General features: G+C 71.9%; 19 protein-coding genes. 11 read left to right on the forward strand and 8 right to left on the reverse strand.

Going from position 1 to position 26,011, the window contains the following annotated elements:
• The 4 genes from IH26_RS0148020 to IH26_RS0148035 all read right to left on the reverse strand — a co-directional run.
• Positions 1 to 873 (reverse strand): HAMP domain-containing protein (locus IH26_RS0148020; RefSeq protein ID WP_030443015.1); only part of this gene is annotated, 873 nt, incomplete at its 3' end.
• Positions 874 to 945: 72 nt separating this feature from the next.
• Positions 946 to 2,166, reverse strand: coding sequence for an outer membrane protein assembly factor BamB family protein (locus IH26_RS0148025; protein WP_030443016.1), 1,221 nt, complete (start codon positions 2,164 to 2,166; stop codon positions 946 to 948).
• Positions 2,167 to 2,198: 32 nt separating this feature from the next.
• Positions 2,199 to 3,101 (reverse strand): hypothetical protein, encoded by a 903-nt coding sequence (locus tag IH26_RS0148030; RefSeq protein WP_157437780.1) that lies wholly within the window; start codon positions 3,099 to 3,101, stop codon positions 2,199 to 2,201.
• A gap of 107 nt (positions 3,102 to 3,208) precedes the next feature.
• Positions 3,209 to 3,658 carry a MerR family transcriptional regulator gene (locus tag IH26_RS0148035; protein WP_245666024.1) on the reverse strand — a complete coding sequence of 150 codons (450 nt, stop codon included), beginning with the start codon at positions 3,656 to 3,658 and terminating at the stop codon, positions 3,209 to 3,211.
• 24 nt (positions 3,659 to 3,682) lie between these two features.
• Here IH26_RS0148035 and IH26_RS0148040 point away from each other — a divergent pair, with 24 nt between their 5' ends.
• The 5 genes from IH26_RS0148040 to IH26_RS0148065 all read left to right on the forward strand — a co-directional run bounded on the left by IH26_RS0148040 (position 3,683) and on the right by IH26_RS0148065 (position 13,020).
• Positions 3,683 to 5,146 (forward strand): MFS transporter, encoded by a 1,464-nt coding sequence (locus IH26_RS0148040; RefSeq protein WP_034217748.1) that lies wholly within the window; start codon positions 3,683 to 3,685, stop codon positions 5,144 to 5,146.
• A gap of 267 nt (positions 5,147 to 5,413) precedes the next feature.
• On the forward strand, positions 5,414 to 10,156 hold the full coding sequence (locus IH26_RS0148045; RefSeq protein ID WP_030443020.1) for a DUF4011 domain-containing protein: 4,743 nt from the start codon (positions 5,414 to 5,416) through the stop codon (positions 10,154 to 10,156).
• A 14-nt stretch (positions 10,157 to 10,170) separates the two neighbouring features.
• A complete protein-coding gene (locus IH26_RS0148050; RefSeq protein WP_084599788.1) occupies positions 10,171 to 11,568 on the forward strand; it encodes a WD40 repeat domain-containing protein in 1,398 nt (465 codons plus the stop codon).
• Positions 11,569 to 12,215: 647 nt separating this feature from the next.
• Positions 12,216 to 12,662 carry an Hsp20/alpha crystallin family protein gene (locus IH26_RS0148060; RefSeq protein WP_030443022.1) on the forward strand — a complete coding sequence of 149 codons (447 nt, stop codon included), beginning with the start codon at positions 12,216 to 12,218 and terminating at the stop codon, positions 12,660 to 12,662.
• A gap of 61 nt (positions 12,663 to 12,723) precedes the next feature.
• Positions 12,724 to 13,020: a hypothetical protein gene (locus IH26_RS0148065; RefSeq protein WP_157437781.1), complete on the forward strand. Its 297-nt coding sequence runs from the start codon at positions 12,724 to 12,726 to the stop codon at positions 13,018 to 13,020.
• Positions 13,021 to 13,448: 428 nt separating this feature from the next.
• Here IH26_RS0148065 and IH26_RS56790 read toward each other — a convergent pair whose 3' ends face one another.
• Positions 13,449 to 14,828: a serine/threonine-protein kinase gene (locus IH26_RS56790; protein ID WP_157437782.1), complete on the reverse strand. Its 1,380-nt coding sequence runs from the start codon at positions 14,826 to 14,828 to the stop codon at positions 13,449 to 13,451.
• Positions 14,829 to 15,172: 344 nt separating this feature from the next.
• On the opposite strand from IH26_RS56790, the gene IH26_RS0148075 reads away from it, so the two are divergent.
• The gene (locus tag IH26_RS0148075) at positions 15,173 to 15,712 is read left to right on the forward strand and encodes an HXXEE domain-containing protein (protein WP_034217750.1); all 540 of its coding nucleotides are present in this window, start codon (positions 15,173 to 15,175) and stop codon (positions 15,710 to 15,712) included.
• A 4-nt stretch (positions 15,713 to 15,716) separates the two neighbouring features.
• Positions 15,717 to 17,222: an alkaline phosphatase D family protein gene (locus IH26_RS0148080; RefSeq protein WP_030443026.1), complete on the forward strand. Its 1,506-nt coding sequence runs from the start codon at positions 15,717 to 15,719 to the stop codon at positions 17,220 to 17,222.
• Here the strand turns inward: IH26_RS0148080 and IH26_RS0148085 are convergent, their stop codons facing one another.
• From IH26_RS0148085 to IH26_RS0148095, 3 genes are read right to left on the reverse strand one after another with little or no spacing between them, the layout of a single operon-like run.
• Positions 17,223 to 17,522 carry a hypothetical protein gene (locus IH26_RS0148085; protein ID WP_030443027.1) on the reverse strand — a complete coding sequence of 100 codons (300 nt, stop codon included), beginning with the start codon at positions 17,520 to 17,522 and terminating at the stop codon, positions 17,223 to 17,225. It lies immediately after the preceding gene.
• An 11-nt stretch (positions 17,523 to 17,533) separates the two neighbouring features.
• Positions 17,534 to 18,844, reverse strand: coding sequence for an MFS transporter (locus IH26_RS0148090; protein WP_030443028.1), 1,311 nt, complete (start codon positions 18,842 to 18,844; stop codon positions 17,534 to 17,536).
• 29 nt (positions 18,845 to 18,873) lie between these two features.
• On the reverse strand, positions 18,874 to 19,785 hold the full coding sequence (locus IH26_RS0148095; protein WP_030443029.1) for an AraC family transcriptional regulator: 912 nt from the start codon (positions 19,783 to 19,785) through the stop codon (positions 18,874 to 18,876).
• A 140-nt stretch (positions 19,786 to 19,925) separates the two neighbouring features.
• Between IH26_RS0148095 and IH26_RS0148100 the strand changes: the two genes are divergently transcribed.
• The 4 genes from IH26_RS0148100 to IH26_RS0148115 are packed head-to-tail and all read left to right on the forward strand — an operon-like array spanning position 19,926 to position 26,002.
• Positions 19,926 to 22,916, forward strand: a complete 2,991-nt coding sequence (locus IH26_RS0148100; RefSeq protein WP_034217751.1) for an alpha-L-rhamnosidase — start codon at positions 19,926 to 19,928, stop codon at positions 22,914 to 22,916.
• A gap of 1 nt (position 22,917) precedes the next feature.
• On the forward strand, positions 22,918 to 24,231 hold the full coding sequence (locus IH26_RS0148105; RefSeq protein ID WP_030443031.1) for an ABC transporter substrate-binding protein: 1,314 nt from the start codon (positions 22,918 to 22,920) through the stop codon (positions 24,229 to 24,231).
• 11 nt (positions 24,232 to 24,242) lie between these two features.
• Positions 24,243 to 25,160, forward strand: a complete 918-nt coding sequence (locus tag IH26_RS0148110; protein ID WP_030443032.1) for a carbohydrate ABC transporter permease — start codon at positions 24,243 to 24,245, stop codon at positions 25,158 to 25,160.
• Positions 25,157 to 26,002 carry a carbohydrate ABC transporter permease gene (locus IH26_RS0148115; protein ID WP_245666025.1) on the forward strand — a complete coding sequence of 282 codons (846 nt, stop codon included), beginning with the start codon at positions 25,157 to 25,159 and terminating at the stop codon, positions 26,000 to 26,002. Before IH26_RS0148110 ends, IH26_RS0148115 begins: the two co-directional genes overlap by 4 nt.
• Positions 26,003 to 26,011 lie beyond the last annotated feature (9 nt).

The raw sequence follows: 26,011 nt of genomic DNA on the forward strand, positions 1-26,011 counted from the left end.
CGCCTGACCCAGCTCGGTGGCCACCGCGGTCAACTCGTCCGACGCGCCCGCCAGCGCCGACGAGGTCTCCCCGACCGTGGCCACCGCCTCGCGCATCGACGTCAGCGCCGTGGCCAGGGCAGCCGCCATTTGACCGACCTCGTCATTGCTGCGCACGTCGACGGCGGTGGTCAGGTCACGGTCGGCGACCCGGCCCAGGGCGACGACCATGCTCTGCAGCGGCCGGGTGATCGACCGGGAGACGACCAGGGAGATCGTCACCAGGGCCGACAGACCCAGCACCAGGGCGACGCCGATGGTGGTCTTGAGCCGGGCCATCGCGTGATCCGAGGCGGTCCGGGCCGCGTCGACCTGCCGCTGGGCGAGTTCCCGCGTCGCGGTGATCTTGTCTTCGACGGCCTGGGCCCGCGCGGCCTCGGCCTTCAGCAGGGTGACGGCCGCGGCGCTCGCCGGGTCGGTGGCCAAGATGACCGGCATCTGCGCGTCGACGCCCTTCAGGTAGGCGTCGTAGTCGCTGTGCAGAGCGTCCAGGCTGGCGCGCACGTCGCCGCCGACCGGCAGCGCCAGCACGGCCGCCCAGTCGGCGGCCGCGGCCTGCTTGATCCCGGCGAGCTGGCCGGTGGCCGCGGTGCGAGTGGCGTCATCGGTGGCCAGCAGCGCGTCCCGCTCGGCGATCTGCACGTTGCTCTCCTGCATGTCCAGATCGATCAGGAGCGCGTTCGCCTTGTTCAGCACGACGCGCAGATCGCTGGACGAGCGCACGCCGCCCAGGCTGAGGTAGGTCGCGAGGCCGATGGCCAGCGCGACCGCCACTCCGGTGCCGCCGAGGATGGCCAGCTTCAGCCCGACGGTCGTACGCAGTCCCTTGCCCATCGCAACGCTCCTCATCTCGCCCTGAGCGTAGATCTCGGGCCGTCGCGGTCAGCCGGATCGCCGAAATCGGGGCTAACGCTTCCGGTCCTTGACGCCGACGGCCACCAGGGTCGAGCCGTCCAGATAGATCAGACGGTTCGGCGCGAGGAGAACCGGGGTGGGGGCCGGGTGCGACCAGAGGAGGCCGCCGTCGAAGCGGCAGGCGACCACGCCGGAGCCCGCGGCCAGCACCCAGACGGTGCCGTGGCCCTCGGCCCACGGGTGACCGTCGGCCGGCGGCGGGACGGCCAGCGGACCGACCGGGCCACCCGGCCCACGGCCGCGGTAGCCGACGCCGGGTGTCCAGGTGATCTCGTCGTGCCCGCCGGACACGAGGTATTGACCGGGCTCGCGCGGCGTCGACCGCACGGCCCCGGAACGGGCGTCGAGCCGGAGGAACGCGCCCTCGACCGGGATCAGCGGGCCATTGATGTCGGCCGTCAACCGGGCCGGGTCGTAGCCGCACGGCGCGGCCGGTGCGCCGGCGTCGTCCCAGGCGGCGGTGCGGGTCCAGACGATCCGGCCGTCCTCGACGCCGCGGAAGGTGGCCGTGCAGACGGGCAGCGCGGGCGGCGTGACGAGGACGGTCCGGTCGAGGCCCGGAAACGGCATCACGCCCGCGCCGGGCGGCCGCGGGAGCGACCAGCGGGTGCTGCCGTCGGCCGCGTCGACCAACGAGAGCGTTCGCGGGCCGAACAGGTAGACGCCGCCCATCGTCGGGCCGGCATCCATCATGTCCACCACCGGTCCGGTGCGGTGGCGGCGCCACACGACCTTTCCGCTGATCTGGTCGCGCTGTGTGAGGTCGCAGCCGGACCGCCCGCACCCGGCGACGAACACGAAGGCACCCGGGTCGGTCCCGCCGAGGACGGCCTGGGTGCCGGCCTGCTCCCAGAGAGTGTGCCCGTCGTAGGCGGAGAGGGCCAGAACCGAACCGGACGGGCTGCGCACCACCACCGCTGACTCGCCCACGCGCACGGAGCCGGCGGTGACCGCGTACGGCGCCGGGAGGTCGGCCTCCCAATGCATCACGCCGCGGATCAGGTCGAACGACACCAGCCGGCGACCCTCGCCGAGGTAGCCCCGCTGGTCGTCGACGAAGGCCCACTGCCGGCCGGCGGGCGCCGGAAGCGGCGACGGCAGCCGCCACATCTCGACCAGCGGCCCGTCGACGAGGCTCGGCGGCGGCGGGGGCATGCAGGCGCTCAGCACCAGCAGCGCGGCGGCCGACAGCAGGATCAGGCGGCGGAGCATCCCGCCAGCATGCCTCGCCCGCACAACGGGCTTCACCGGCCGAGCGAGGACCGCAGCATCGTCATCTCGGCCGACCGCGCGTCCAGCGACCGGGTGCGGTGGTGCCCCTCGAGCTGGACCCACATGCCGAGGAAATGCTGGATGAGCTGGCCGCGCGGGTCGGAGATGACCAGCTCGCACATGGTCCGCGGCTCGCGCTCGTTGTCGTCGGTCTCGCACAGCTCCTGCAACTGCAGGATCAGCACCTTGCGATCGATGATGAGAAACTTGTACGGAAAGCTGGTCGGCGTCACCCGCAGCGACACGTCCCGCCCGGCGGAGTGCATCTCGCACATCCGGACGCAGTGCCGCGCGAAGGTGCTCTCCGACTGCGACGACCCGGCCTCGGCGAACGCGAACGGCGACTCGGTGTCCGGCACCTGGCAGTACCGCCGGTACCGGATGCCCGCCTTCTCCACCCGGTCCAGGATGGCGTCCAGGTGCCAGGCCATCACGTTGGACTGCATCGCGATGTCCGGCCGGACGCCGCTCTCGGTGACCCGGTCGAGCACCAGGATCTCCCGCTGCGCCTCCTGGAACGCCCGCACCACCAGGTCATCACCCGGCGACCGGTACTCGTTGACGTCCTTGAGCATCTGACAGCGCACGGTGATGTCGAGCACCTGGAACAGATCCTCCACCGACTGCTGCGTGCTCCGCGACATCGCGACCACCGCGGCGGCCAGCCCGATCACCGTGAGGCACAGCAGCATAACCGCCATGTCCTCCAAGCGCCGCGGCCCGGTGATCTCGTTCTGCACCACCGCGCCGAGAATCGCGCCCGCGACCGCACTCGACAAGGTGAGCACCACCAGCGCCAGCTGTCCCGTCTTCTTGCCCGGCACCGCGCCTCCCCCACGCTCGATCTCGATCTTCCAGCGTAAGCGCCGGGTCACTCCAGGTGAGACAGTCACTCGGCCTATTGCGTACGGGACGACCCCGCCCCGCCGGATACCGACCCACGTACTCGGGGACCACCGCACCCCAGCGCGGGGGCTCCGTGTTACGGGATCGGTGCCCAGAGTCGGTCGGCCTCCCCGGCGGCGAGGTGGCCGCGGTAGACGTCGATCTTGCGGTCGATCAGCTCGAGGTTGGTCTCCAGGGCCGCGATCTGCTCGCGTACGGCTTTGCGGTGTGCTTCGAGGAGTTCGAGCCGTTCCTGCTCGTTGCCGGGGCCGGCGGCAACCAGCTCGGCGTAGCGGCGGATGCCTTTGATCGGCATGCCGGTGGCGCGGAGCTTGGTGCAGATCACGATCCACTTCAGGTCCAGGGGGCCGTAGCGACGGCTGCCGCCGGTGGTGCGGCCGACCGGGGTGATCACCAGGCCGGCACGCTCGTAGTAGCGCAGGGTGTGGATGCCCACCCCGGTGCGCTGGGCCGCCTCGCCGATCGACAGACCGGCCGCGGGCACCGGACCGGCCACGGGGACGATCTCTTCCTTGACCTCGACCACGCTCTAGATCCTAGCGTCCGGTCCATGCCGAAACCCGCTCAGCGCCCCGTCCGTCCCCGGCTCGTTCTCGCGATCTGCTGCGTGTCCATCGTGTTGGTCGTCATGGACATCTCGATCGTCAACGTCGCCCTCCCCGCGATCCAGCGCGACCTGCACGCCACAACCGCGCGGTTGCAGTGGACCGTTGATGCCTACACCCTCGTGCTGGCCTGCTTCCTGGTGCTCGCCGGCTCGAGCGCGGACCGCTACGGGCGCCGGCGTACCTTCCAGATCGGGCTGGCGGTCTTCGCTCTCGGCTCGCTGCTGTGCGCGCTGGCGCCCGGCACCGGTTGGCTCGTCGCCGCCCGCGTCCTGCAAGGGATCGGCGGGACGATGCTCAACCCGGTCGCGATAGCGATCATCGCCAACACCTTCACCGGCGCCGCCGAACGCGCCCGGGCCGTCGGCGTGTTCGCGTCGATGTCCGGGCTCGCGCTGGTGCTCGGCCCGGTCCTGGGAGGATTCCTCGTCGGGACGCTCGGCTGGCACGCGGTCTTCTGGGTGAACGTCCCGATCGCCGTGGCGGTGATCGGGCTCGCCGCGTTCTTCGTGCCCGAGTCGCGCGGGGCCAGGGCCCGCCGCTTCGACCCGGTCGGGCAAGTGCTCGTGGTCGTGTTGCTCGGCTGCGCCGTCTCCGCCGTCATCGAGTCGCGTCCACAAGGTTGGGGCTCGCCACTGGTCCTGGGCCTGCTGGCCATCGCGGTGGTCGCGCTGGCCGCCCTGGTCGCCTACGAGCCCCGGCGTCATGACCCGTTGCTGGAGCTGCGACTGTTCCGCAGCGTGCCGTTCAGCAGCGCCATCGTGATCGCACTGTGCGCGATGTGCGGCTTCGGTGCCTTCCTGTTCCTCACGACGCAGTACCTCCAGGTCGTGCGCGGCCTGTCGGCGCTCCAAGCAGGCCTCGCCCTGGTCCCGCTCGGCGTCGTCGTGCTTGCCGTGGCGCCACTGGCGGGACGGCTGACCGGCTCGGCGGGGCCGCGACTTCCGCTCGTGGTGGCCGGGGCGACGCTGGCCGGGGGAAGCGCCGTCTTCGTGCGGCTCTCCCCGGCGACCCCAGCAGCGCTGGTCGTGACGGGGTTCGTCTGCTTCGGGGTCTTCCTCGGCGCCGTCAACCCGCCCATCACGAACACCGCGATCTCCGGGATGCCACGCTCGATGTCCGGCGTGGCCGGCTCGGTCGCCTCCGTCGGACGCCAGACCGGTACCACCCTCGGCGTCGGGCTGGCCGGCGCGATCGCGGGCGCGCCCGCCGACCACGGCGGCGCGGCGTACCTGCACGCCGCCCGGACCGTCTGGTGGCTCCTGACCGCACTCGGCCTGATCATCGTCGCATCGGGAATCACCAGCACCACTCGCCTGGCCCACGCCACCGGCGCACGCGCGGCGACCCTCTTCGCCGAAGTCGACCAGACACCCGAACCCGTCGCACCGAATCGAGCACGGCGCTGATGCCGGGCACCGGACGGAACCCCACCGCGGAGGGCGACGTGGTCGGTGCGTTACGCCGGGAATGGGTCGCGTTCTGCTCGGTCGCGTGGTGGCGTGCCGAGTGCCAGACCTTCTGAGCCCACGTCAGGTCGGAGGCGTCGTCGTGCCTGTACTCACGGCAGATCCGCAGGTCGGCCGAGGGGGAGCCGCGCGGCGTGGACAACCGCCGGAACGAAGCTTTCTCGCGAAACGCCAGCGGTTACCGCCCGTCGTTGGTGAAATCGGTATATGACGCCCGAAAACGGCACCGCGGCCGCCCTGCGCTCCTGGCGGGACGGCCTGGTGAACCTCGACGCCGGGAACCGGCTGATCAACTACCGGCGGTCGGAGACCGGGGCCGTGGAGATCGCCGGGCCGCCGCCGCAGGTGATCGTGCGGGCGCTGCGGGCCGGCGGTGACCACGGGTTCACCGGCGAGGGCGAGTTCTTCCGTACGCAGCTCGCGGCGCAGCCGCTCGGAAACGTGTTGCGACGGTTGATGCGCAAGTCCCGCCAGGATTTTCTCGACCGGGGTGTGGACGCGCTGCACCTGGCGATCGGCATGCTGCACTGGCGCGACGAGGACGACGCACCGTTCACCAGCCCGCTGTTGCTGCTGCCGGTGGAGCTGACCGCGGCCGGCCCGGCCGACCTGCCGAAGCTGCGCGGGCGGGACGACGACCCGGTGGTCAACCCGGCGCTCACCCTGCGGCTGCGGCTGCTCGGCGTCGATCTGCCGGCGGTGGAGTCGCTCGCCGATCTGGACCTGCCGGAGTTCCTGACCCGCACGCGAGCGGCGATCGCGGGGCGGGACGGCTGGCGGGTCGAGGAATCGGTGCTGTTGTCGACCTTCAGTTTCCACAAGGAGGCGATGTACCGGGACCTGCGGGACAACGAGGAGCGCATCCTCGAGCACCCGATCGTCCGGGCGCTGGCCGCCCGCGACGGCGAGCCCGGGTGCACGCCGATCGCCGCCGCCGACGTGGACCGGCTCGCGCCGCCGGAGGACGTGCCGCTCGTGCTCGACGCGGACGCCTCCCAGCGCGCCTGCGTCGCGGCGGCGGTCGCCGGGCACAGCTTCGTGCTGGACGGCCCGCCCGGCACCGGCAAGTCGCAGACCATCGCCAACATGATCGGCTGCCTGCTGCACGCCGGGAAACGCGTCCTGTTCGTCTCGGAGAAGGCGGCCGCGCTGGAGGTCGTCCGCAACCGCCTCGCCTCGGTCGGCCTCGACGGCTGGCTCCTCGAACTGCACAGCAACAAGGCCACCCGCAAGGAGGTCGCCCGCGGTCTGGCAACGGCCCTGGACGAGCCGCCCATTTCGCCGGCGGCGGGCAAGCTGCACGGAGACCCGCGCGATTCCCGGCAAAGGCTTTCCGCGTACGCCGAGGCCATGAACGAAATCCGCGAGCCGCTCGGGACAAGTCTCCACGACATCCTCGGCCGCTGCGCCCGCCTGGCCGACGTGCCCACCGCGCCCGCCCCGGCCTTGTCCGCGCTCGCCACGTCCGCGCCCGCGCCCGCCGCGGCCCGGCCCGCGCCCATCCCGGACTGGCCCTCGCTCACCCCCGACGCGCTGCGGGAAGTGCGGGACGCCGCCGACCGGCTCGCCCGTTCCTGGCGGCCCGCGACGCAGGGCGACGACTACACCTGGCGCGAGGTCACCGACCGGAACCCGCTCGACGGCCGCCTCGAACGCGCCGAGCACGCGCTGCGCGAACTCTCCCGCGCGGCCGCCCGCCAGGCCGTGCTCGCCGACGCCTTCGACCTGGCCCGCCCCTCCGGCGCGGCCGCACTCGCCGCGCTGGCCGCGCACGCCGCCCAGCGGCCGGCCGGGGTCGCCGACGCGTGGCTGACCGCCTCCAGCCTGCGCCCGGTGCGGCACGCCGCCGCCGAGCGCGGCCGGAAGCTGGCCGGGCTCCGCCAGGCCCGCGAGGCGGTCCGGGCCGCGGCCGGCGTCGAGTGGGACGACCTGCCCGGCGAGGACCTGCCCGAGGTGACCGTCCCGGCGCTGCGCCCGCCCGCGGTCGACCCCGGCCCGCTCACCGCCGAGGCCGCCACCGGACTGGCCCGCCGCTTCGAGGCCGACGCGACCCTGCTCGAGGACCGGATGCGCGACCTGGCCCGGGTCGCCGAGGCGCTCACCCTGCCGGCCGCCACGACCTTCGCCGACGTGGGCCGGGTGGTCGCGATCGCCGAGCTCGGCGGGCGGCCGAACCGGCCGGAGCCGTTCTGGTTCGGGGCGGGCGCGCTGGCCAAGGCCACCGCGGCGGCGGCCGCGCTGCGCCGGGGCGTGGAGGCGCTGACCGTGGCCGAGGGGCAGGCCCGCCGCTACTTCCACGAGGCGATCCTCGACCAGCCCGTCGAGCAACTGGCCGACCGGCTCACCCGGGTGCACCGCGGCCTGCGCAAGCTGTTCGGCGCGTACCGCCGGGACTACGAGGCGGTCGCGTCGTTCGCGCTGCCGTCGGTCTCCTCGTCCGAGGCGGTCGCCCACCTCAACCTGGCGATCGCCTGGCGGGCCGCCCGCGCCGAGCTGATCTCGCTGGAACGGCAGCACGCCCCCGCCCTCGGCCGCTACTGGCGGGACGCGACCACCGACCTCACCGTGCTCGGCGACGCCCTGCAGACGGCGACCGACCTGCTCCGCTGGACGCCGCCGCAGGCCGTGCCGGCGGTGATCGACCACGTCTGCGCGCCCCGCCCGGACGACGGCCTGCTCAGCGCGGCGGCCGCGGTCCAGGCGGCGGTGGCCCGGTGGCAGGCGGCGCTGCGGCCCGCGCCCGAGCCGGCCGCCCGGCCCGAGCTGGCCCAGGGTGCGGTGCGCGACGCGATCGCCTGGCTGCGCGCCGGCGTGGCGCCGCTGCGGGCCGCCGCGCGGGTGGTGAGCGCGTACGACGAGGCCACCGGCCGCACCCTCGACCTGGCCGGCGCCCGGCGGCTGGCCGAACTGCGGCAGGCGGCCGTCGACGCGGCGCGCGACCTGCCCGCCTCGGCCGGGGAGGTGGACGAGCGGGCCGAGGCGACGGCGATCGACTGGGCCGAGCGGGCCCGCGCATTGGCCGGGCACCCGCTGACGAAGGCACAGGCCGGCGCCCTGCGGGACGGGCGAGCCGAGCACTCCACCACGCTCGCCGAGAAGGCCGCCGCGTGGCTCATCGCCCGGGACGCGGTGACCAACGCCTTCGCGGCCGGGCGGCGGGACCAGCTGACCCGGGCGCTCGACGACTACGACCGGGGGCCGGGGCTGCTGCGGGAGCTGCGCGAGGACTCGCGCGGGCAGGAGGAGTGGTTCAGCCACGTCGCGGCGCGCGAGGTGCTGGCCGCGTACGGGCTGGACGCGGCGGTCCGGTTCTGCGCGGACACCCGCGTCCCGCCCGCGCAGCTGCGGGACGTGCTCGAACGGGCGCTGCTGCGGGCCTGGGCCGACGACGTGCTGCACCGGGACGAGCGGCTCGAACCGCTGCGGGCCGAGGAGCGCGACCACCTCGTCGCCGAGTTCCGGGCACGGGACGAGGAGCTGGAGGCGACCGCGCCGGGCCGGATCGCCACGGCGCTCGCCGCTCGCCGGGCCGCCGGCCTGCCCGCCGAGGAGGTCGCGCTGCTGCGCCGCGAGGGCATGAAGGAAACCCGGCACCTCGCCGTACGCAATCTGCTCGGAAAATGCCGGACGGCGGTGCTGGCGATGAAGCCCTGCTTCCTGATGTCGCCGCTGGCGGTGAGTCAGTTCCTGCCCGCCGACATCGGCTTCGACGTGGTCATCTTCGACGAGGCGTCGCAGGTCACGCCCGCCGACGCGATCAACTGCATCTACCGCGGCGCGGCGCTGGTCGCGGCCGGCGACGACAAGCAGCTGCCGCCGACCTCGTTCTTCGAGACGGTCGCCGAGGGCGGCACCGACGTCAGCGACTTCCAGTCCATCCTCGAACTGGCCAAGGCCTGCGGCGCGTTCCCCGGCCTCGGCCTGGCCTGGCACTACCGCAGCCGGCACGAGGCGCTGATCGCCTTCGCCAATCAGGCCTTCTACCAGGGGCGGCTGGTCACCTTCCCGGCCGCCGACGAGGAGCGGGCGGACACCGGCGTGCACCTGATCCCGGCCAACGGCGTCTACCGGCGGGGCAGCAGCCGGGACAACCCGGCCGAGGCGGCGATCGTCGCCGACCGGGTGGTGCAGAGCCTCGCCACGCGGCCGGACCTGTCGCTGGGCGTGGTCACCTTCTCGGTCGCGCAGGCCGAGGCGATCGAGTACGCGCTCTCCGAGGCGGTCGCCCACCACCCGGGGCTGGACCGGCTGCTCGACGGCGACCGGCTGCACGGTTTCTTCGTGAAGAGCCTGGAGGCGGTGCAGGGCGACGAACGGGACATCATGATCTTCTCGGTCGGCTACGGGTACGACGAGCACGGCCGGATGAGCGCGAACTTCGGCGCCCTGAGCCGCCCCAACGGGTGGCGCCGGCTGAACGTGGCGATCACCCGGGCCCGCCGGCGGGTGGAGATCGTGTCGTCGATCCGCTCGCACGACGTACCCGAGAACGCCGGCGAAAGCGTCCGGTACCTGGCGGCGTACCTGGAATTCTGCGAACGCGGCGGAATCCGCCGCGCCGACGGCGACCAACCGCTCGGCCCGCTGGCGGAATCGGTGCGCGCGGCCGTCGAATCGTGGGGTTACGAGGTACGCGCCCGGGTCGGCTCGGCCGGCTACCGCCTCGACCTCGGCGTCGTGCGGCCGGGCACGAACTCGTTCCTGCTGGGCATCGAGTGCGACGGCGCGATGTACCACGGCTGCCCGGTGGCGCGCGATCGCGACCGGTTGCGCGCGAAGGTGCTCGCCGGGCTCGGCTGGGACCTCTACCGGGTGTGGGGCGCGGCCTGGTACCGCGATCGCGCCGAGGAGGAGAACCGCCTCCGCGACGTGCTGAAACGGGCCGAACTGCCCGGCCGGCACGAGGCTCCGCTTTACACCCCGGTGGGTTCTGTCAAAGTTGTGTATTGACTCACGCTCTGTCGATGTCCAGCATGGTTCGGGTGACGGTCGGATCGAGGGGACCGGCGCACGCCGCGCCGATCAGCTGTGTCGCCTTCCGAGCCGACGGACTCCGTCTGGCCAGCGGTTCGCATGATCGGCGGGTGATCGTGTGGGACACCACCGACCCGCAGCGCCCGGTCCGGATGACCGAGTTCGCCCATAACGCTGCGGTGCTGTCGGTGGCCTTCAACCCGGCGGCCGCCGACCTCCTGGCGACCGGCGCGGCCGACGGCACGGCGGCGGTGTGGCGCGTGGTCGACGACCGGCCGCCCTCGCTGATGAAGGTGCTCTCCGGCCATCCCGGCCCGGTCACCGCGGTCGCCTGGATGCCGGAGGGCCAGCACCTGCTCTGCCAGATCGACTCGTCCCGCGCCGCCGTGTGGGACGCCTTCGGCGAGACGTACCTGGGCGAGCTCGACGACGCGGTCCGGCTGACCATCAGCCCGTACGGCCTGGTGGCGACCATCGGGGCGGACAGCGTGGTGGCGGTGCGTGACCTGTGGCGCGACCCGGGCCGCATCACGTACGTGCCGGGTGCCGCGGTCGAGGACTGCGCGTGGTCCCCCGACGGGTCGACGCTGGCGCTGGCCGGCGACGACGGCGCGCTCGAACTGCTCAACCCCGGCCTGCTGCCGATCCGCTCGGTGCGGCTGGGCGACACGCCGCTGCGGGGCATCACCTGGTCGGCGGACGGCACGTCGCTGATCGCCGGCACGTACGACCCGGCCCTGGTCGCCCTCGACCCGGCCGGCCGCCCGCAGTGGCGCAGCAGTGAGGCCCGGCTCTGGCCCCGCTCGCTGGCCGTCGCCGGCTCGCTGGTGGCGGCGGCGACCTTCGGCGGCCGGCCGCACCTGGTCGACCTGGCCACCGGCGCCGGCATCGACCCGGGCATCCCGCCGGCCGAGCCGTCCACGCCGTTCCGCGGCGGGATGCTGGCGGCCACCGGCCGGATCGTGACCGCCGGCACGACCGGCGACCGGCACCCGATGTGGGAGCACGAGACCCGGGTGGCGACGGTCGCGGCCCTCGCCGACCGGGTGGCGGTGTCGGCGGCCCATCGGGCGATCCGGGTGATGCTGGTCGGCGACGGCTCGACGGTCGAGAGGGGCATCACCCTGCACTCCCCGGAACCGGTGAAGGCGGTCGAGGTGCTCGGCTCCCCGGACGCCCCGGTGGTGGTGGCGGCCTCGTTCGACTTCCGGCTGTTCTCGTGGACGCTGGATTGGACCGGGATCCCGGCGGGGCCGCGGGTGATCGGGGAGTTCGGGTACGGGATAGCGGCCCTCACCCGGCTCGACGACCACCGGCTGACCGCCACGGACCACCACGGCGAGCTGGTGATACTGGCGCTGGGGGCGGATGGCGCACTGTCGGCGTAGCCGGTGCTACCTCCGCCGGCCGGCCGCGGCGATGGCGGCCGTGATCCCGATGATCGCGATGACGACGAGCAGACAGCAGAGCAGATGCCACGGTTTGATCGCGCCCACGCCGAAGACCGTACCGGTTCCGGTGCGGAACGGCCCCCCTGGGTGATCGCCGGGACCGCGGAGGTGAGCGAACGAGGATCGGATCGATCAGTTCCGCGTCCCCGAGCCGGCGCGGGACGTCCGGCGTGCAGCCGATGATCTCCGCGGCGCGACCCATCGTGCAGGCGGGATAGTCATCGTCGTCGAGCATGTCGCCGGGTTGTGCCATGTCACCCCGATCACGAGGGCCCCGGCGCTGTCAGCGCCGGAGCCCAAGGGCTACGGGTCAAAACACCATCTACCGGCGGCTTCGCCGGCTTGTCGTGTCCGCACCGGCCGCCGGTGACGGCTTCGGGGAGCAGGGACGGAGTATTCGGCTCGCCGCGGACGGATGCGGGACCCTCCGTTCCCAACCCGGTCGAGGCCGGCCCCGTCCACTTCCCAGGTGTTCGACAGCGTCGTCCTATTGTTGACGTCCTGCTTGTCATCGCAATGACGACGTGTTAGAAAGACAGCAACGCGCATTGACAGCCGAAGTCGCAACGCAGGGGGTGGGGACCATGTTGATGCGCAGCGAACCCTTCACCGAGGTCAACCGGCTCGCCCAGCAGCTGTTCGGAGCCCCGGCGACCGGGACCTGGTCGCGGCCGACGGCGATGCCCGCCGACGCGTACCGCGACGGCGACGAGTTCGTGATCGCCTTCGACCTGCCCGGGGTCGACGCCGACGCGATCGACATCGGGGTGGAACGCAACGTGCTGACCGTGCGCGCCGAACGCCGCCCGATCGACCTGCGCGAGCAGGCCACGATGCAGCTGAGCGAACGCCCTCGCGGAGTGTTCTCCCGGCAACTGTTGCTCGGCGACGCGCTGGACACCGACCACATCGACGCCGCGTATGACGACGGCGTGCTGGTCGTGCGGATCCCGATCGCGGCGAAGGCCAAGCCTCGCAAGATCACTGTAGCCGGGCGGGAGCGCACCCAGCAGCCGGTGATCACCGGCTGACCTGGTGGTTCGGCACGTCAGCTCCTCCCTGTAAGACCGGATGTGGCGGGTGGTGACCGGCATGACCAGCAATCCCGTAGCGCAGGCGGGCACCGCGTTGTCCCCGGAATGGGACCGCGGGTTCGACGAAGCGTTCACCGAACTAATCTGCGGCGACCCCGATCTCGTCCGCGCCGAGTTCGACGACCTCATCGGCGCCGGCTTCGGCGATCCGCCCCCGCCCCCGGTGCCACCCGCCCCGTCCGCCGCCCAGCCGGAACCCCCGAAGCCGAACCCCGGCCCCTCGCCGACGCCGGCGGCCCGGGACGACGGATCCCGGCGCGACGCCCCCGGCAACAACCCACGATCGCCGCCCTGACCCGCCCCGCGGGGCAGGGCGGCACATCCCAGGGCACGAACGTCATCGGCCCCCCGGCCCGTGAGGTCCCCGGTGCCCGCCCGTCCCGAGTCCTGGTTCCCACCTCCCACCGCCCCCGGGGCCGGCGTTCGAACGCCGGCCCCGGGGGCGACACCACGAGATCGACATTGCGCACACCTCCCGCGGCGCCGGGTCACGGGGAACGCCCGCTATTGGACGGTGTGCTGAAGCCGCCCGGGGCGTGCTTTCGCCCGCCCGTGAACCGCGGGGGCGCAAGGCCTGGCCCCACCCGTACCGGGCGGGGCCAGGAGAACACAGGGGTACGACACATTTCCGGGCCCCTCCACGGGCGCCCGCGAGAGCCGCCTCGAACCGCCGGCCTGATGGAGTTGCTCGTCCGGCGGGTCCAGGGTGCCGGCCGCGGGCGGTCAGTGGAACATCGCCGTCCTGGTCTCGCCGTCGGGGGAGCTGGCCAGGCAGTGCAGCAGCGTGCCGCCGCTGCCCGGCTGGTCGATCGGCCAGGCCTCGCGGCGCCATGACTTCGTCTTTGCCGGGCTGCTGCTGTGTGCGGCCAGCACGTCGGCCGAGCAGGCGGCGGCGATGTCGGCCTGGCGCATCAGGTCGTCCGGGGGCACCTGCTCGGCGCCGGCCGGGATACGGATCGCGGCGAAGGTCTCCCAGTAGTGGTCCGTGGTGCAGTCGACCGCCCGGGGCGAGAACGCCTTGCCGCTGATCTCGGTGAGGCCGGCCCAGCACATCGGCTCGGCCGGGCAGAATTCCGGGCCGCACGCCACGAAGCCGGCCATGCCCGCCGTCGAGGACGACGAGGCCGCCGTGGGGGTCGGCGCCGCGACCGCCGAGGATCTGCCCCGGGTCAACAGCCAGGCCCCGAACGCGACCACCAGAACGGCGGCCAGCACGGCCGCGCCGTACGCAATGCGGTGGTTCTGCTTTTTGGAGGGGGAAACGAGCGGTACGCCGCCGAAACGGGTGCCGCGGGCGACGTGGGCGAGCTCCGCAGCCGACGGCCAGCGCTGCGCCGGATCGGTGGCCAGCGCCCGCTCGACCACGAGGAGGATCGGCGCGGGCAGCGTGATGCCGATCGTGCGCGGCGCCGACTGCAGTCGCTGGAGGGCCACCGCGTAGGGATTGTCGCCCACGAACGGCTTCTCCCCCGCCAGGCATTCGTACGCGGTCAGCCCGAGCGAATAGATGTCGCTGAGCGGCGTGGCCGGCTGCCCGAGCACCTGCTCCGGTGACAGATAGCTGGGCGTCCCGAGAATCGCCCCGGACGCGGTGAGCTGACTGGCGGACGAGTGCCGGGCGATCCCGAAGTCGGTCAGCACCACCGACCCGTCCCGGCGCAGCAGGATGTTGGCCGGCTTGACGTCCCGGTGCACGATCCCCTGGTCGTGCACGGCCTGCAGCCCGTCGGCCGCCTCGGCCAGCACCCGCATCGTCTCGGCCGGGTCGAGCCGCCCCTCCCGGACCAGCCGCTGCGCCAGGGACTCGCCGTCGACGAACTCCATCACCAGGTACGCGAAACCGTCCCCGCGCCCGAAGTCGTGCACCGCCGCGACCGACCGGTGACCGACCCGGGCCATCGACGTCGCCTCGGCCAGGAACCGCCGCGCGAACTCCGGATCCCCCGCCACCGACGGCAGCATCACCTTCACCGCGACGACCCGCCCCAGCAACTCGTCGACGGCCCGCCACACCTCACCCATCCCGCCGGCGCCGATCCGCTGCTCGAGCCGGTACCGCTCACCCAGCCGAACCCCGGCCCGCATCCCGCCCCCAAGTTCCACGCGCGACAGCTTAGGGGGTTGGCCGCGGGCCGCCCATGGGGCGAGCACCCACGACTTCCGGCTCGCGAACGGCAACGACGAGCCGCCGGAGAACGCGTGCCACACCTGGCAGTAGCCGACGCCGGCCGGCTGGAACGGCTACCCGGCCGGGATCCGGGACATCCCGAGCGCGTACGACTTCGGCAGCGCCAACTTCGGGCTCAAGGACGCGAACTTCGCCGCCCACCTGACCGAGGCCGAGCCGGCCGGTATCCCGTTCGATCCCGACGCCTGACCGGTCCGGGGGGAGGTCGCCGCTCCCGGCGGTCTCCCCGGGGGCATGCGGCCGGGCCTACGCTGACCTGATGAGGTCACGCGAGGGGGACGTGCCGGCGGCGGTCACCTGGGGGCTGCTGGCCGCGTGGGCGATCCACGACACCGAGGAACTGATCACGATGGGCGGCTGGGTCGACCGGGCCCGGCCGCGGCTGCGCCGGCGCTTCCCGCGGGTGCCCGACCGGGTCTGGGATCTGATGCGGGTCACCCCGGCCCAGGCGGCCATCGCGATCGGGGCGGTGGGCGTGGTGGTCGCGGCGGCCGCGGCGGACGGGGCGCGCACCGGCGGGCGCAGCCGGTTCTACCAGGCCGCGCTGCTGGGGTTCGGGCTGCACACCGGCAGTCACGTGGCGCAGTCGGCGATCACCGGCGGCTATACGCCGGGCGTGGTGACCGCGCCGATCGTGGCGGCGCCGTTCTCGATCTGGGCGGTGCGGCGGCTGCGGCGGGCCGGCGTCCCGATCGACCCGGGCGGCTCGCCGGCGTCGGCCCTCCTGTTCGCGGGTGGCACGATCCTCGCCGCCCAGGGGCTCGCCCGCCTCCTCGTCAGAAATCGGGATATACACTGACAAGGTGTACAAGGTAAATCGTCGCACCTTCGTTCTCGGCGGGCTCGGCGCGATGGTGGCCGTTCCCCGGCGGAATGCGTACCCGTTCACGCTCGGGATCGCCTCCGGCGAGCCGGCCTCCGACAGCGTCGTCCTCTGGACCCGCCTCGCGCCCGATCCCCTGGCGGCGGACGGCCACGGCGGCATGCCGGCCGCCGACGTCCCGGTCGAGTGGCAGGTGTCGCCGACCGGGTCCTTCGCCAAGATCGTAAGCAGCGGCACGGCAACGGCGAGACACGACGACGCCCACACCGTGCACGTGATCGCCGGCGGCCTCGCCCCCGATCGCGAGTACCACTACCGCTTCCGCAGCCAGGGCCGGCTCTCCCCGACCGGCCGTACGCGCACCGCCCCCCGGCCCGGCGCCGCCGCCCGCGACCTGGTCATGCTCTTCGCCTCGTGCGCGAACTTCGAGGCCGGCTACTTCACCGCGTACCGCCGGATGGCCGAGGAACGGCCCGGCCTGATCCTGCACCTGGGCGACTACATCTACGAGGGCCAGGCCAAACCGGGTCACGTACGCGTGCACCTCGGGCCCGAGATCCTCACCCTGGCCGACTACCGCCGCCGCTACGGCCAGTACAAGGTGGACCCGGACCTGCAGGCCGCGCACGCCGCCGCGCCCTGGATCGTGGTCCCGGACGACCACGACGTCGAGGACGACTACGCCGGCAACCACCGCCTCGACGACATCCCGCCGCTCACCGCCGCGCAGTGGACGGCCCGCCGCGCCGCCGCCTACCGCGCCTACTACGAGCACCTGCCGTTGAGACCGAGAAGCCAACCATCCGGTACGAGCATGCGCCTGTACCGCCGCCTCGAGTGGGGCCGGCTGGCCACCTTCCACATGCTCGACACCCGTCAGTTCCGCGACCCGCAGGCGTGCGGCGGCCACTACCGGGTCTGCCCCGACGCGGACCGGCCCGGCCGCAGCATGACCGGAAAGGCGCAGGAGGACTGGCTGCTCGACGGCCTCGCCCAGCACCGGGCCACCTGGGACATCATCGGCCAGCAGGTCTTCTTCGCCGGCCAGCTGGACAGTCGCGGAACGGGCAACATGGACGCCTGGGACGGCTACCGCGCCGCCCGCGACCGGCTGCAGCGCGGCTGGGTCGAGCGCGGCGTCCGCAACCCGGTGGTGCTGACCGGCGACATCCACACCGCCTGGGCCAACGACCTCAAGCTCGACTACGCCGACCCGCGCTCGCGGACGATCGGCGCCGAACTGGTCTGCACCTCGATCACCTCGCGCGGCGACGGCAGCCCATCGACCGCGATCCCGACGGCGAGCGTCAACCCGCACCTGAAGTTCTACTCGGACCGGCGCGGCTACACCCGGGCCACCGTCACGCCCGAGCAGATCACCGCCGACTTCCGTGGGGTGGACGCGGTCAGCGTACGCAATGCTCCGATCCGGACCCTCGGATCGTTCGCGATCGCCGACGGCCGGCCCGGCGTCCAGCGGCCCTGATCAGCGCGCCGCCGTGCAGCGCAGCCTCGGCTCGGCCCCCGGGGTGCGGACCACCGTCAGCCGGTACGTGCGCAGGACCGCGCAGTTGCGCTGGTCGCTCGCCGGCGGCCCGACCGGCCGGTACGAGATGGTGCCGGTGGCGGGCAGCCCGTGCCGGACCCGGGCGATCCCGGCGGGCCCGAGCACCACTTTCTTGACCAGGTTGGTCGCCACGGCCGGCGCACGGCAGGCGTGCCAGCCGGCCGTGGCGACCACGACGACGGCTGTCACCTGCAGGGCCCGGAGGAAGATCGTACGCATCGGGCGTGATCCTAGCGCTGCAGTTCAACCTCGCTCTCGCCCACCGTGGCCGGCGCCCGCCGGGGCATCAGCAGCAGCGCCGCGAAGCCGAGCACGCAGCAGCCGATGATGTACCAGCTGATGCCGACGCTCGAGTTCGTCTCCTGCAGGATCTTGGTGGCGATCAGCGGGGCGGGCCCGCCGGCGATCACCGAGGACAGCTGGTAGCCCAGGCCGGCGCCGGAGTACCGCAGGTTGGCGCCGAAGCCCTCGGCGATCAGCGCCGCCTGCGGCCCGTACTGCATGTCGTGGAAGATCAGCGAGACCACGATCGCGATCAGCACCAGCACGGATTCCTTGGTGTTGAGCAGCCCGAAGTACGGGAACGCGAACAGCGCCGTCAGCACGATCCCGGTGCCGTAAACGCGCCTACGCCCGTACATATCCGACAGATGGCCAAAGAGCGGCACGCTGATCAGGCCCACGGCGGCGGCGACAAGGATGAAGTCCAGGACGCGATCGCGGGTCAAATCCAGGTGCTTTGTCGCATAGGTCAGGACAAAGCTGGTGAAGAGGTAGAACGGCGCCTGCTCCCCCATCCGTACGAAAGCGGAAGTGAGAATTTGCCGCCACTCCGTGCGGATCACCTCGACCAGAGGACGCCGCACGATGGTCTCGGTCTTGCGGACCGCCTCGAACTCGGGGCTCTCCAGCACGCGCAGCCGGACGTAGAGGCCCACGCCGATCAGCACGAAGCTGAGCAGGAACGGGATCCGCCAGCCCCACGAGTCGAACGAGTCTCCGGTCCAGTCGGTCATCAGCCGCACCACGCCGGTGGAGAGCACCAGCCCGAGCGGCACCCCCAGTTGCGGCCACGACGCCATCAACCCCCGCCGCCGGCGCGCTCCCCACTCCATCGAGAGCAACACCGAACCGCCCCACTCGCCGCCGACCCCGACGCCCTGCAGGACCCGCAGCAGGGTGAGCAGCACGGGCGCCGCGTACCCGATCGAGGCGTAGGTGGGCAGCACCCCGATCAGCGCGGTCGCGATGCCCATCAGCAACAGCGTGGCGATCAGCGTGGCCTTGCGGCCGATCCGGTCGCCGTAGTGGCCGAAGATCGCCGCGCCGACCGGCCGGGCGGCGAACCCGACGAACTGGGTGCCGAACGACAGCAGGATGCCGGTGAAGGCGGCCTGCTTGGGGAAGAACAGGGCCGGGAAAATGAGGGACGCGGCCGTGTTGTAGAGGAAGAAGTCGTACCACTCGATGGTGGTGCCGACCGTGCTGGCGATGGCGGCCCGGCGGCGCTGTATTCCGCCGGGCGCGAGGTCAGTGCCCATGGTGGCCTCCAACGGAAATTGAAGGCGCTCTACCCCTCCGGTACTTTCGGCAAACGCAGCCGGCGGGTGAACCTGGCCCGGTACGTGGACGCGCTCAGCCCGTAGTGCGACTTGAACCGCCGGGCGAAGTAGTTCTGGTCGGGCCAGCCGACCGACTCGCCGATCCGGTTGATCGGCTGGTCGGTGTGCAGGAGCCGGTTCGCGGCCAGCTCGACGCGGTGCCGGGAGAGATACGCCATCGGCGGCAGCCCGGTCGCCGCCTTGAACAGCCGCACCAGGTAGCCGGGCGCGAGGTGCAGTTCGGCGGCGAGGGCGGTCAGCGTCCAGTGGTACGCCGGGCGCTCCTCCATGATCCGCATGCCCTCCAGCACCGCCGGGTGGATCTCCGCGGTCTCCGGCGTGCCGGCCGGGGCGAGCGCGCGGGCCACGCAGCTCAGGAACAGGGTGAGCCGCCCGATCAGGTCGCCGCGATGGGTGGCGACGTCGGCGTTGCGCAGGTCGTGCAGCCCTTCGAGGTGTTCGAGGCACTCGTCGTACGCCGGCTTCCCGAGATGCCCGGTGAGGACGCCGCGGCGCTGCTCGGCGTACGGCCCGGTCCAGAGCAGGTGGCCGAGCTGCGGATCCTCCCGGGTCCAGGCCAGCTCGCGCCGCAGCAGCTCGATCGAGAACCCGCAGTTGTACAGGTCGAGCCCGCGGCAGTCCTCGTACCCGTGCCAGACGCCCGGCCGCAGCATCAGCACGTCGCCGACCGCCAGCTGCTTGCGCCCGGCCAGGCTGCGCTGGGCGCCCTCGCCGCCCATCACCACGGCGATCTCGACGAAGCTGTGGGTGTGGATCGGGTGCGCGTCCTCGTGCACGTAGTGCCCCGCGAACGCCAGCGTCCCGTCGATGATGTGCAGCAACGTGCGCACCTGCTCGACGGGGAAGACGTCCTCCTTCATTGCGTCACCGTATGGCGCAGGTGAATTTCGTGCTACCTCCGGTGCACATCGGGCTATGTCGTGACCCAGCACACACCGCAGGATGAAGGCGGTCTTGAATCGTTTCACCCGCTTCATCGTTTTACTCAGTTTGGAGTGCCATGCCCGAGCTCGCCGCACCGACCGACCTTCGCTTCGAACACCACCCGGCCGACCGCCCGGTGCTCGGCATCGGCACCGCGACCCCGCGCCTGTCCTGGCAGGTCCCGGCGGCGCCGGCCGGCTGGGCGCAGACCCGCTACGAGATCGAGATCAGCCGAGGCGGCGCCCGCTCGTTGCATGACGCCGCCTCCGGCGAGCAGATCCTGGTGGCTTGGCCGGCTGCTGCACTCCTGGCCAGAGAACAAGCTTGGGTACGGGTACGGGTGGGCGACACCGATTCATGGAGCGAGTGGTCCGCCCCCGGCGTGGTCGAGGCCGGCCTGCTGACCGCCGCCGACTGGACCGCCCGCCTGATCAGTCCCCGGGATCTGGCCACGATCGGAGACCCGGCCCCGATCCTGTCCGGTTCCATCGACCTGCCCGCCGACATCGTCATGGCCCGGCTCTACGCCACGGCACACGGCCTCTACATCGCGAGCCTGAACGGCCGGCGGGTCGGCGACGAGCGGCTGGCACCCGGCTGGACGGCGTACCAGCACCGGCTGCGCTACCTGACCTACGACGTCACGGACCTGGTCACGAGCGGCACCAACCGGCTGGAGATCCTGCTCGGCAACGGGTGGTTCCGCGGGCGGCTCGGCTTCCAGGGGCGGCACGCGGTTTACGGCGACCGGCTCGCGGCGCTGGCCCAGCTGGAGGTGACGACCGCGGACGGGGCGGTGCACGTCCTCGGCACGGACCGCTCGTGGACCGCCCGGGAGAGCCGGATAGTCGCCGACGACCTGTACGACGGCCAGCGCACCGACCTGCGCATAGCCGACGGCTTCCTCGCCGAGCAAGATACTAGCTGGGCGAGATACTCGCCCAGCGAGATACTAGCCGCGCAAGATACTAGCTCGGCTAGTATCTTGGCCGGCGAGTATCTCGCCCAGCGAGATACTCGTTCGGCGAGTATCTCGCCCGGCGCGACAAGCCCGGGCGCGACAAGCGCGGTGGACGTGCTCGACGCCGACCTGGCGCTGCTGGTCGCCCCCGACGGCCCACCCGTCCGCGTCACCCAGACCGTCCCGGCCGTCGCGGTGACCACCTCCCCCAGCGGCAAGCAGCTCATCGACTTCGGCCAGAACCTGGTCGGCTGGGTGCGCCTGCGCGTGCGCGGCGCCGCCCCCGGCGACGAGATCGTCGTCCGGCACGCCGAGGTCCTCGAGAACGGCGAACTCGGCGTCCGCCCCCTCCGCACCGCCAAGGCCACCGACTCCTACGTCCTGGCCGGCCCCGCCGAGACCATCCTCGAACCGGAGCTGACCTTCCACGGCTTCCGCTACGCCGAGGTCACCGGGGTCACCGTTCAAGAACAGGACATCGAGGCCGTGGTCGTCGGCTCCGACCTGCGCCGGACCGGCTGGTTCGAGACCGACCACGCCCTGCTGAACCGCTTCCACGAGAACGTCGTCTGGGGCATGCGCGGCAACTTCGTCGACGTCCCGACCGACTGCCCGCAGCGCGACGAGCGGCTCGGCTGGACCGGCGACATCCAGGTCTTCTCGCCCACCGCCAGCTTCCTGTTCGACACCGCCGGCTTCCTCGGCAACTGGCTCGCCGACCTGGCCGCCGAGCAGCAGAAGGACGGCTCCGTCCCGTACGTGATCCCGGACGTGCTCCGCCGGCCCGGCCCGGCCACCGCGGCCTGGGGCGATGCGGCCACCATCGTGCCCTGGGTGCTCTACCAGCGCACCGGCGACCGGGGCCTGCTCGAACGGCAGCTGCCCAGCATGCGCGGCTGGGTCGACAAGATGGCCGCGCTCGCCGGGCCGGCCCTGCTGTGGGCCGGCGGTTTCCAGTTCGGTGACTGGCTCGATCCGACCGCGCCGCCCGCGGACCCGTTCCGGGCCAAGGCCCTCCCGGACGTCATCGCCACCGCGCACCTGGCCCGAAGCGCCGAGATCGTCTCGCTCGCCGCCGAGGTGGCCGGCGACCCCGGCACCGCACGCGAGTACGGCGAGCTGGCCGCCCGGGTCCGGCAGGCGTTCGCGCGCGAGTACGTGACGCCCGGCGGCCGGGTGCTCGGCGACGCGGCCACCACGTATGCGCTCGCCCTGCAGTGGGCTCTGCTGCCGGACGCCGGGCAGCGCGCGCACGCCGGGGAGCGGCTGGCCGACCTGGTGCGGGCCGCCGGGTTCCGGATCAGCACCGGGTTCGTCGGCACGCCGCTGATGACCGACGCGCTCGCCGACGCCGGGCACGCCGACCTCGCGTACCGGCTGCTTCTGCAAACCGGCTGCCCGTCGTGGCTCTACTCGGTGACGATGGGGGCGACGACGGTCTGGGAGCGGTGGGACAGCATGCTGCCGGACGGGCGGATCAACCCAGGCGAGATGACCTCGTTCAACCACTACGCGCTGGGTGCGGTCGCCGACTGGCTGCACCGGCGGGTGGCGGGGCTGGCCCCGGGCGCGCCCGGCTACCGGCTGATCGAGGTGCGGCCGCTGCCGACCGCGCGCCTGACCCGGGCCGCCGCCCGGCATCTGACGCCCTACGGGGAGGCATCGGTGGCCTGGGAGAGGTCCGACGGCGAGCTGCGCCTGACCGTCGTGGTTCCGGTGGGTGCCGCGGCCGTCGTCCGGGTGCCTGGCCAGGACCAGGACCTGGACGTACGCCACGGGAAGCACGAATGGCGCGTCCCCGACCCGTACTCCGACGGGGTTGTGGCCCCCCAGGGGCCCGGATCCTCCGCACCGTCCGAAGGACCAGGTGCCGGTGATGACGCAGCGCCCTCGATCCGGCAGTTGATGGACCACGCACCCAGCTGGGACCGGCTGGTCGCCGCCGCCGTGGAATCCGGCGTCGCGGCCGATGAGGCCCAGCTCGCCGAGCGGCTCGAACGCTTCTTCGACGCGCCGGCGGCAACCGTCGTCGACGCCGCCACCGCGGACGGCTTCGTCCCGGGCGCCGATCGGATGCGCGCCCTCTATTCCCCCGGAGGTAACTGACATGAGAACACGACACATAGCGGTCGCCCTGCTCGCCGCCGGTTCGATGGCGCTCACCGCGTGCAGCGCCGGCAGCCTCGGCTCCAGCGACAGCTCCGCCGGCGGCAAGGTCACCCTCAACTTCCTCGTCGACAACGGCGCGGAGACCGTGAAGATCGCCAACCAGCTGGCCAAGGACTTCGCCGCCAAGAACCCGGCCATCGAGATCAAGGTGGAGACCCGGCCGGCCGGCACCGACGGCGACAACCTGATCAAGACCCGGCTCTCCACCGGCGACATGAGCGACGTGTTCGAGTACAACTCCGGCTCGCTGTTCCAGGCGATCGCGCCGGAGAAGAACCTGGTGCCGCTGGACGACGGCCAGAACATCGGCAACCTGGACAAGAACTTCACCACCACCGTGACCGCGAACAACAAGGTGTACGGCGTCCCGTGGGGTGGCTTCATGGCCGGGGCGATCCTCTACAACAAGGACGTGTACGCGAAGCTGGGCCTGTCCGTGCCGAAGACCTGGGACGACTTCATGGCCAACAACGCGAAGATCAAGGCGGCCGGCATCGCCCCGGTGATCCAGAGCTACGGCGAGACGTGGACCAGCCAGCTGTTCGTGCTCGGCGACTTCGCCAACGTGCTCACCGCCGACCCGCAGTTCCCCGACCAGTACACGAAGAACCAGGCGAAGTACGCGACCACCCCCGCCGCGCTGGCCGGCTTCCAGCACCTGCAACAGGTCCACGACCTCGGCTACCAGAACAAGGACTACGCCTCGGCCAAGGTGCCGGACGCGCTCCGCTACCTGGCCCAGGGCAAGGGCGCGAACTACCCGATCCTGTCCGCGCTGATGAGCGAGCTGATCGCGGAGAACCCGGGCAGCGAGAACAAGATCGGCCTGTTCGCCATCCCCGGCACGGACGCGTCGCAGAACAAGCTGACCGTCTGGAGCCCGGCCGGCGTCTACATCCCGACCACCACGACCGGCGCCAAGCTGGACGCGGCCAAGAAGTTCCTCGCCTACATCGCCAGCTCCGACGGCTGCAACTCGCAGACCGCCGCATCGACCCCTACCGGCCCGTACGCGGTCAAGGGCTGCACGGTCGGCGACAACGTCCCGCAGGCGGTCAAGGACATGCAGGCCTACATCGACGGCGGCAACTCCAGCCTCGCGCTCGAGTTCCTCTCCCCCGTCAAGGGCCCGGCGCTCGAGCAGATCTGCGTCGAGGTCGGCTCCGGCATCAGCAAGGCGGACGCCGGCGCCAAGCACTACGACGAGGACGTGAAGAAGCAGGCCCAGCAACTCGGGCTGTCGGGCTGGTAGGAGACGAGCCCGTGGCGACCACCACCGTGACCCGGCCCGCCGAGACCCTGGTCTCCTCGGCGGGCCGGGTACGGGCCAAGAGCCCGTACCCCCATTGGTTCTACCTGCCGGCCGCCGTGATCTACGGCGTGCTCTTCATCGTGCCGACGATCATCGCCTTCTACTTCAGCCTCACCCGGTGGAGCATCTTCGACTCGAAGTTCATCGGGCTCGGCAACTACAGGACGTTCTTCCAGGAGCCCGCGCTCGTCACCAGCCTGTGGCACACGCTGATCTACGCGGTCGTCACCTCGGGCCTCAAGGTCGTCCTCGGCCTGCTGCTGGCGATGCTCCTCACCTCGCAGATCCTCGCCCGCGGCTACCTGCGCTCGGTCGTGTTCTTCCCGGTGCTGGTCTCCACGATCGGCGTCGGCCTGACCTTCACGGTCCTGATGAACCCCGAGAAGGGCCTGATCAACCAGTCCCTGTCGCTGATCGGCATCCAGGGACCCGGCTGGCTCACCGACCCGTCGTACGCGCTGCTGTCGGTCGCCCTGGTCGACGTGTGGAAGGGCGTCGGCCTGGCGACCCTGATCTACATCGCCGGCATCGTCTCCATCCCGCAGGAGTACTTCGAGGCGGCCCGCGTCGACGGCGCCGGCGCCTGGGAGAACTTCCGGCACATCGTGCTGCCGCTGGCCCGCCCCGCCACGGTCACCGTGATCACCTTGTCGCTGATCGGCGGCCTGCGCTCCTTCGACCTGATCTGGGCGATGACCCGGGGCGGCCCCGGCTTCACCTCGGACGTGATCGCCTCGGTCATCTACAAGCAGTACCAGGCCGGCTTCTACGGCCTCTCCACCGCCGGCAACGTGGTCCTGTTCCTCGTCGTGACGGCGATCGTGCTGCCCCTGTCCCGCTTCCTGAACCGTAAGGAGGTCGAGCTGTGACGGTGCTGACCTCGCGGCGCCCCCGCAAGAACTTGCTGCTCAGCTTCTTGGCCATCGTGCTCTCGGTGATCGTCTTCCTGGTCCCGTTCGCCTTCGTCCTGCTCACCGCGATCAAGGACCAGCAACAGGCCAGCTTGCTCGACTTCTCCTGGCCGCACCAGTTCCGCCTGGTGCAGAACTTCATCGACGTGGTCGAGGCCCGCGACTACATGCTCATCATCGCCTTCATCAACAGCACCATCCTGACGGTGGCGAGCGTGACCCTGATGGTGGTCTTCGGCGCGATGGTGGCCTTCGTCCTCCAGCGCCGCCGCAGCAAGTGGAACGCCCTGGTCAACGCCCTGGTCCTGGCCGGCCTGATCATCCCGCCCGCGGTGGTGCCGACGATCTGGGTCCTTCAGAAACTGGGGCTCTTCCGGACGATGCCCGGACTGATCCTGGTCGAGGTGGCGTTCGGCCTGTCCTTCGTGATCCTGCTGTTCCGCGCCTTCATCGGCACGATCCCGCGGGAACTCGACGAGGCGGCCGTCATCGACGGCGCCGGCCCGATGCGCCTGTTCTTCCGGGTCATCCTCCCCCTGCTCAGACCGGTCATCATCACCTCGGTGGTGGTCCAGTCGGTCTTCGTCTTCAACGACTTCACCAACCCGCTGTACTTCCTGCCCGGCGACCAGAACGCCACGGTGCAGCTGACCCTGTACAACTTCGCCAGCACCTACAACACCCAGTACAACCTGCTCTTCATGAACATCCTGCTGATCACGATCCCGCCCCTGGTCATGTTCCTGTTCTTCAACCGCCAGATAGTCGCCGGCATGACCGCCGGCGCCATCAAGGGCTGACAACGACGT

This window comes from Actinoplanes subtropicus (assembly GCF_000721705.1).
Taxonomy (GTDB): Bacteria; Actinomycetota; Actinomycetes; order Mycobacteriales; family Micromonosporaceae; genus Actinoplanes; species Actinoplanes subtropicus.

What these genes read in the sequence shown, in the direction of transcription:
- IH26_RS0148050 (WP_084599788.1), top strand. Translation starts at nt 10,171, where the DNA reads ATGTCCAGCATGGTTCGGGTGACGGTCGGATCGAGGGGACCGGCGCAC.
- IH26_RS0148040 (WP_034217748.1), top strand. Translation starts at nt 3,683, where the DNA reads ATGCCGAAACCCGCTCAGCGCCCCGTCCGTCCCCGGCTCGTTCTCGCG.
- IH26_RS0148060 (WP_030443022.1), top strand. Translation starts at nt 12,216, where the DNA reads ATGTTGATGCGCAGCGAACCCTTCACCGAGGTCAACCGGCTCGCCCAG.
- IH26_RS0148085 (WP_030443027.1), bottom strand. Translation starts at nt 17,522, where the DNA reads ATGCGTACGATCTTCCTCCGGGCCCTGCAGGTGACAGCCGTCGTCGTG.
- IH26_RS0148100 (WP_034217751.1), top strand. Translation starts at nt 19,926, where the DNA reads ATGCCCGAGCTCGCCGCACCGACCGACCTTCGCTTCGAACACCACCCG.
- IH26_RS0148065 (WP_157437781.1), top strand. Translation starts at nt 12,724, where the DNA reads ATGACCAGCAATCCCGTAGCGCAGGCGGGCACCGCGTTGTCCCCGGAA.
- IH26_RS0148095 (WP_030443029.1), bottom strand. Translation starts at nt 19,785, where the DNA reads ATGAAGGAGGACGTCTTCCCCGTCGAGCAGGTGCGCACGTTGCTGCAC.
- IH26_RS0148025 (WP_030443016.1), bottom strand. Translation starts at nt 2,166, where the DNA reads ATGCTCCGCCGCCTGATCCTGCTGTCGGCCGCCGCGCTGCTGGTGCTG.
- IH26_RS0148045 (WP_030443020.1), top strand. Translation starts at nt 5,414, where the DNA reads ATGACGCCCGAAAACGGCACCGCGGCCGCCCTGCGCTCCTGGCGGGAC.
- IH26_RS0148105 (WP_030443031.1), top strand. Translation starts at nt 22,918, where the DNA reads ATGAGAACACGACACATAGCGGTCGCCCTGCTCGCCGCCGGTTCGATG.
- IH26_RS0148075 (WP_034217750.1), top strand. Translation starts at nt 15,173, where the DNA reads ATGAGGTCACGCGAGGGGGACGTGCCGGCGGCGGTCACCTGGGGGCTG.
- IH26_RS0148090 (WP_030443028.1), bottom strand. Translation starts at nt 18,844, where the DNA reads ATGGGCACTGACCTCGCGCCCGGCGGAATACAGCGCCGCCGGGCCGCC.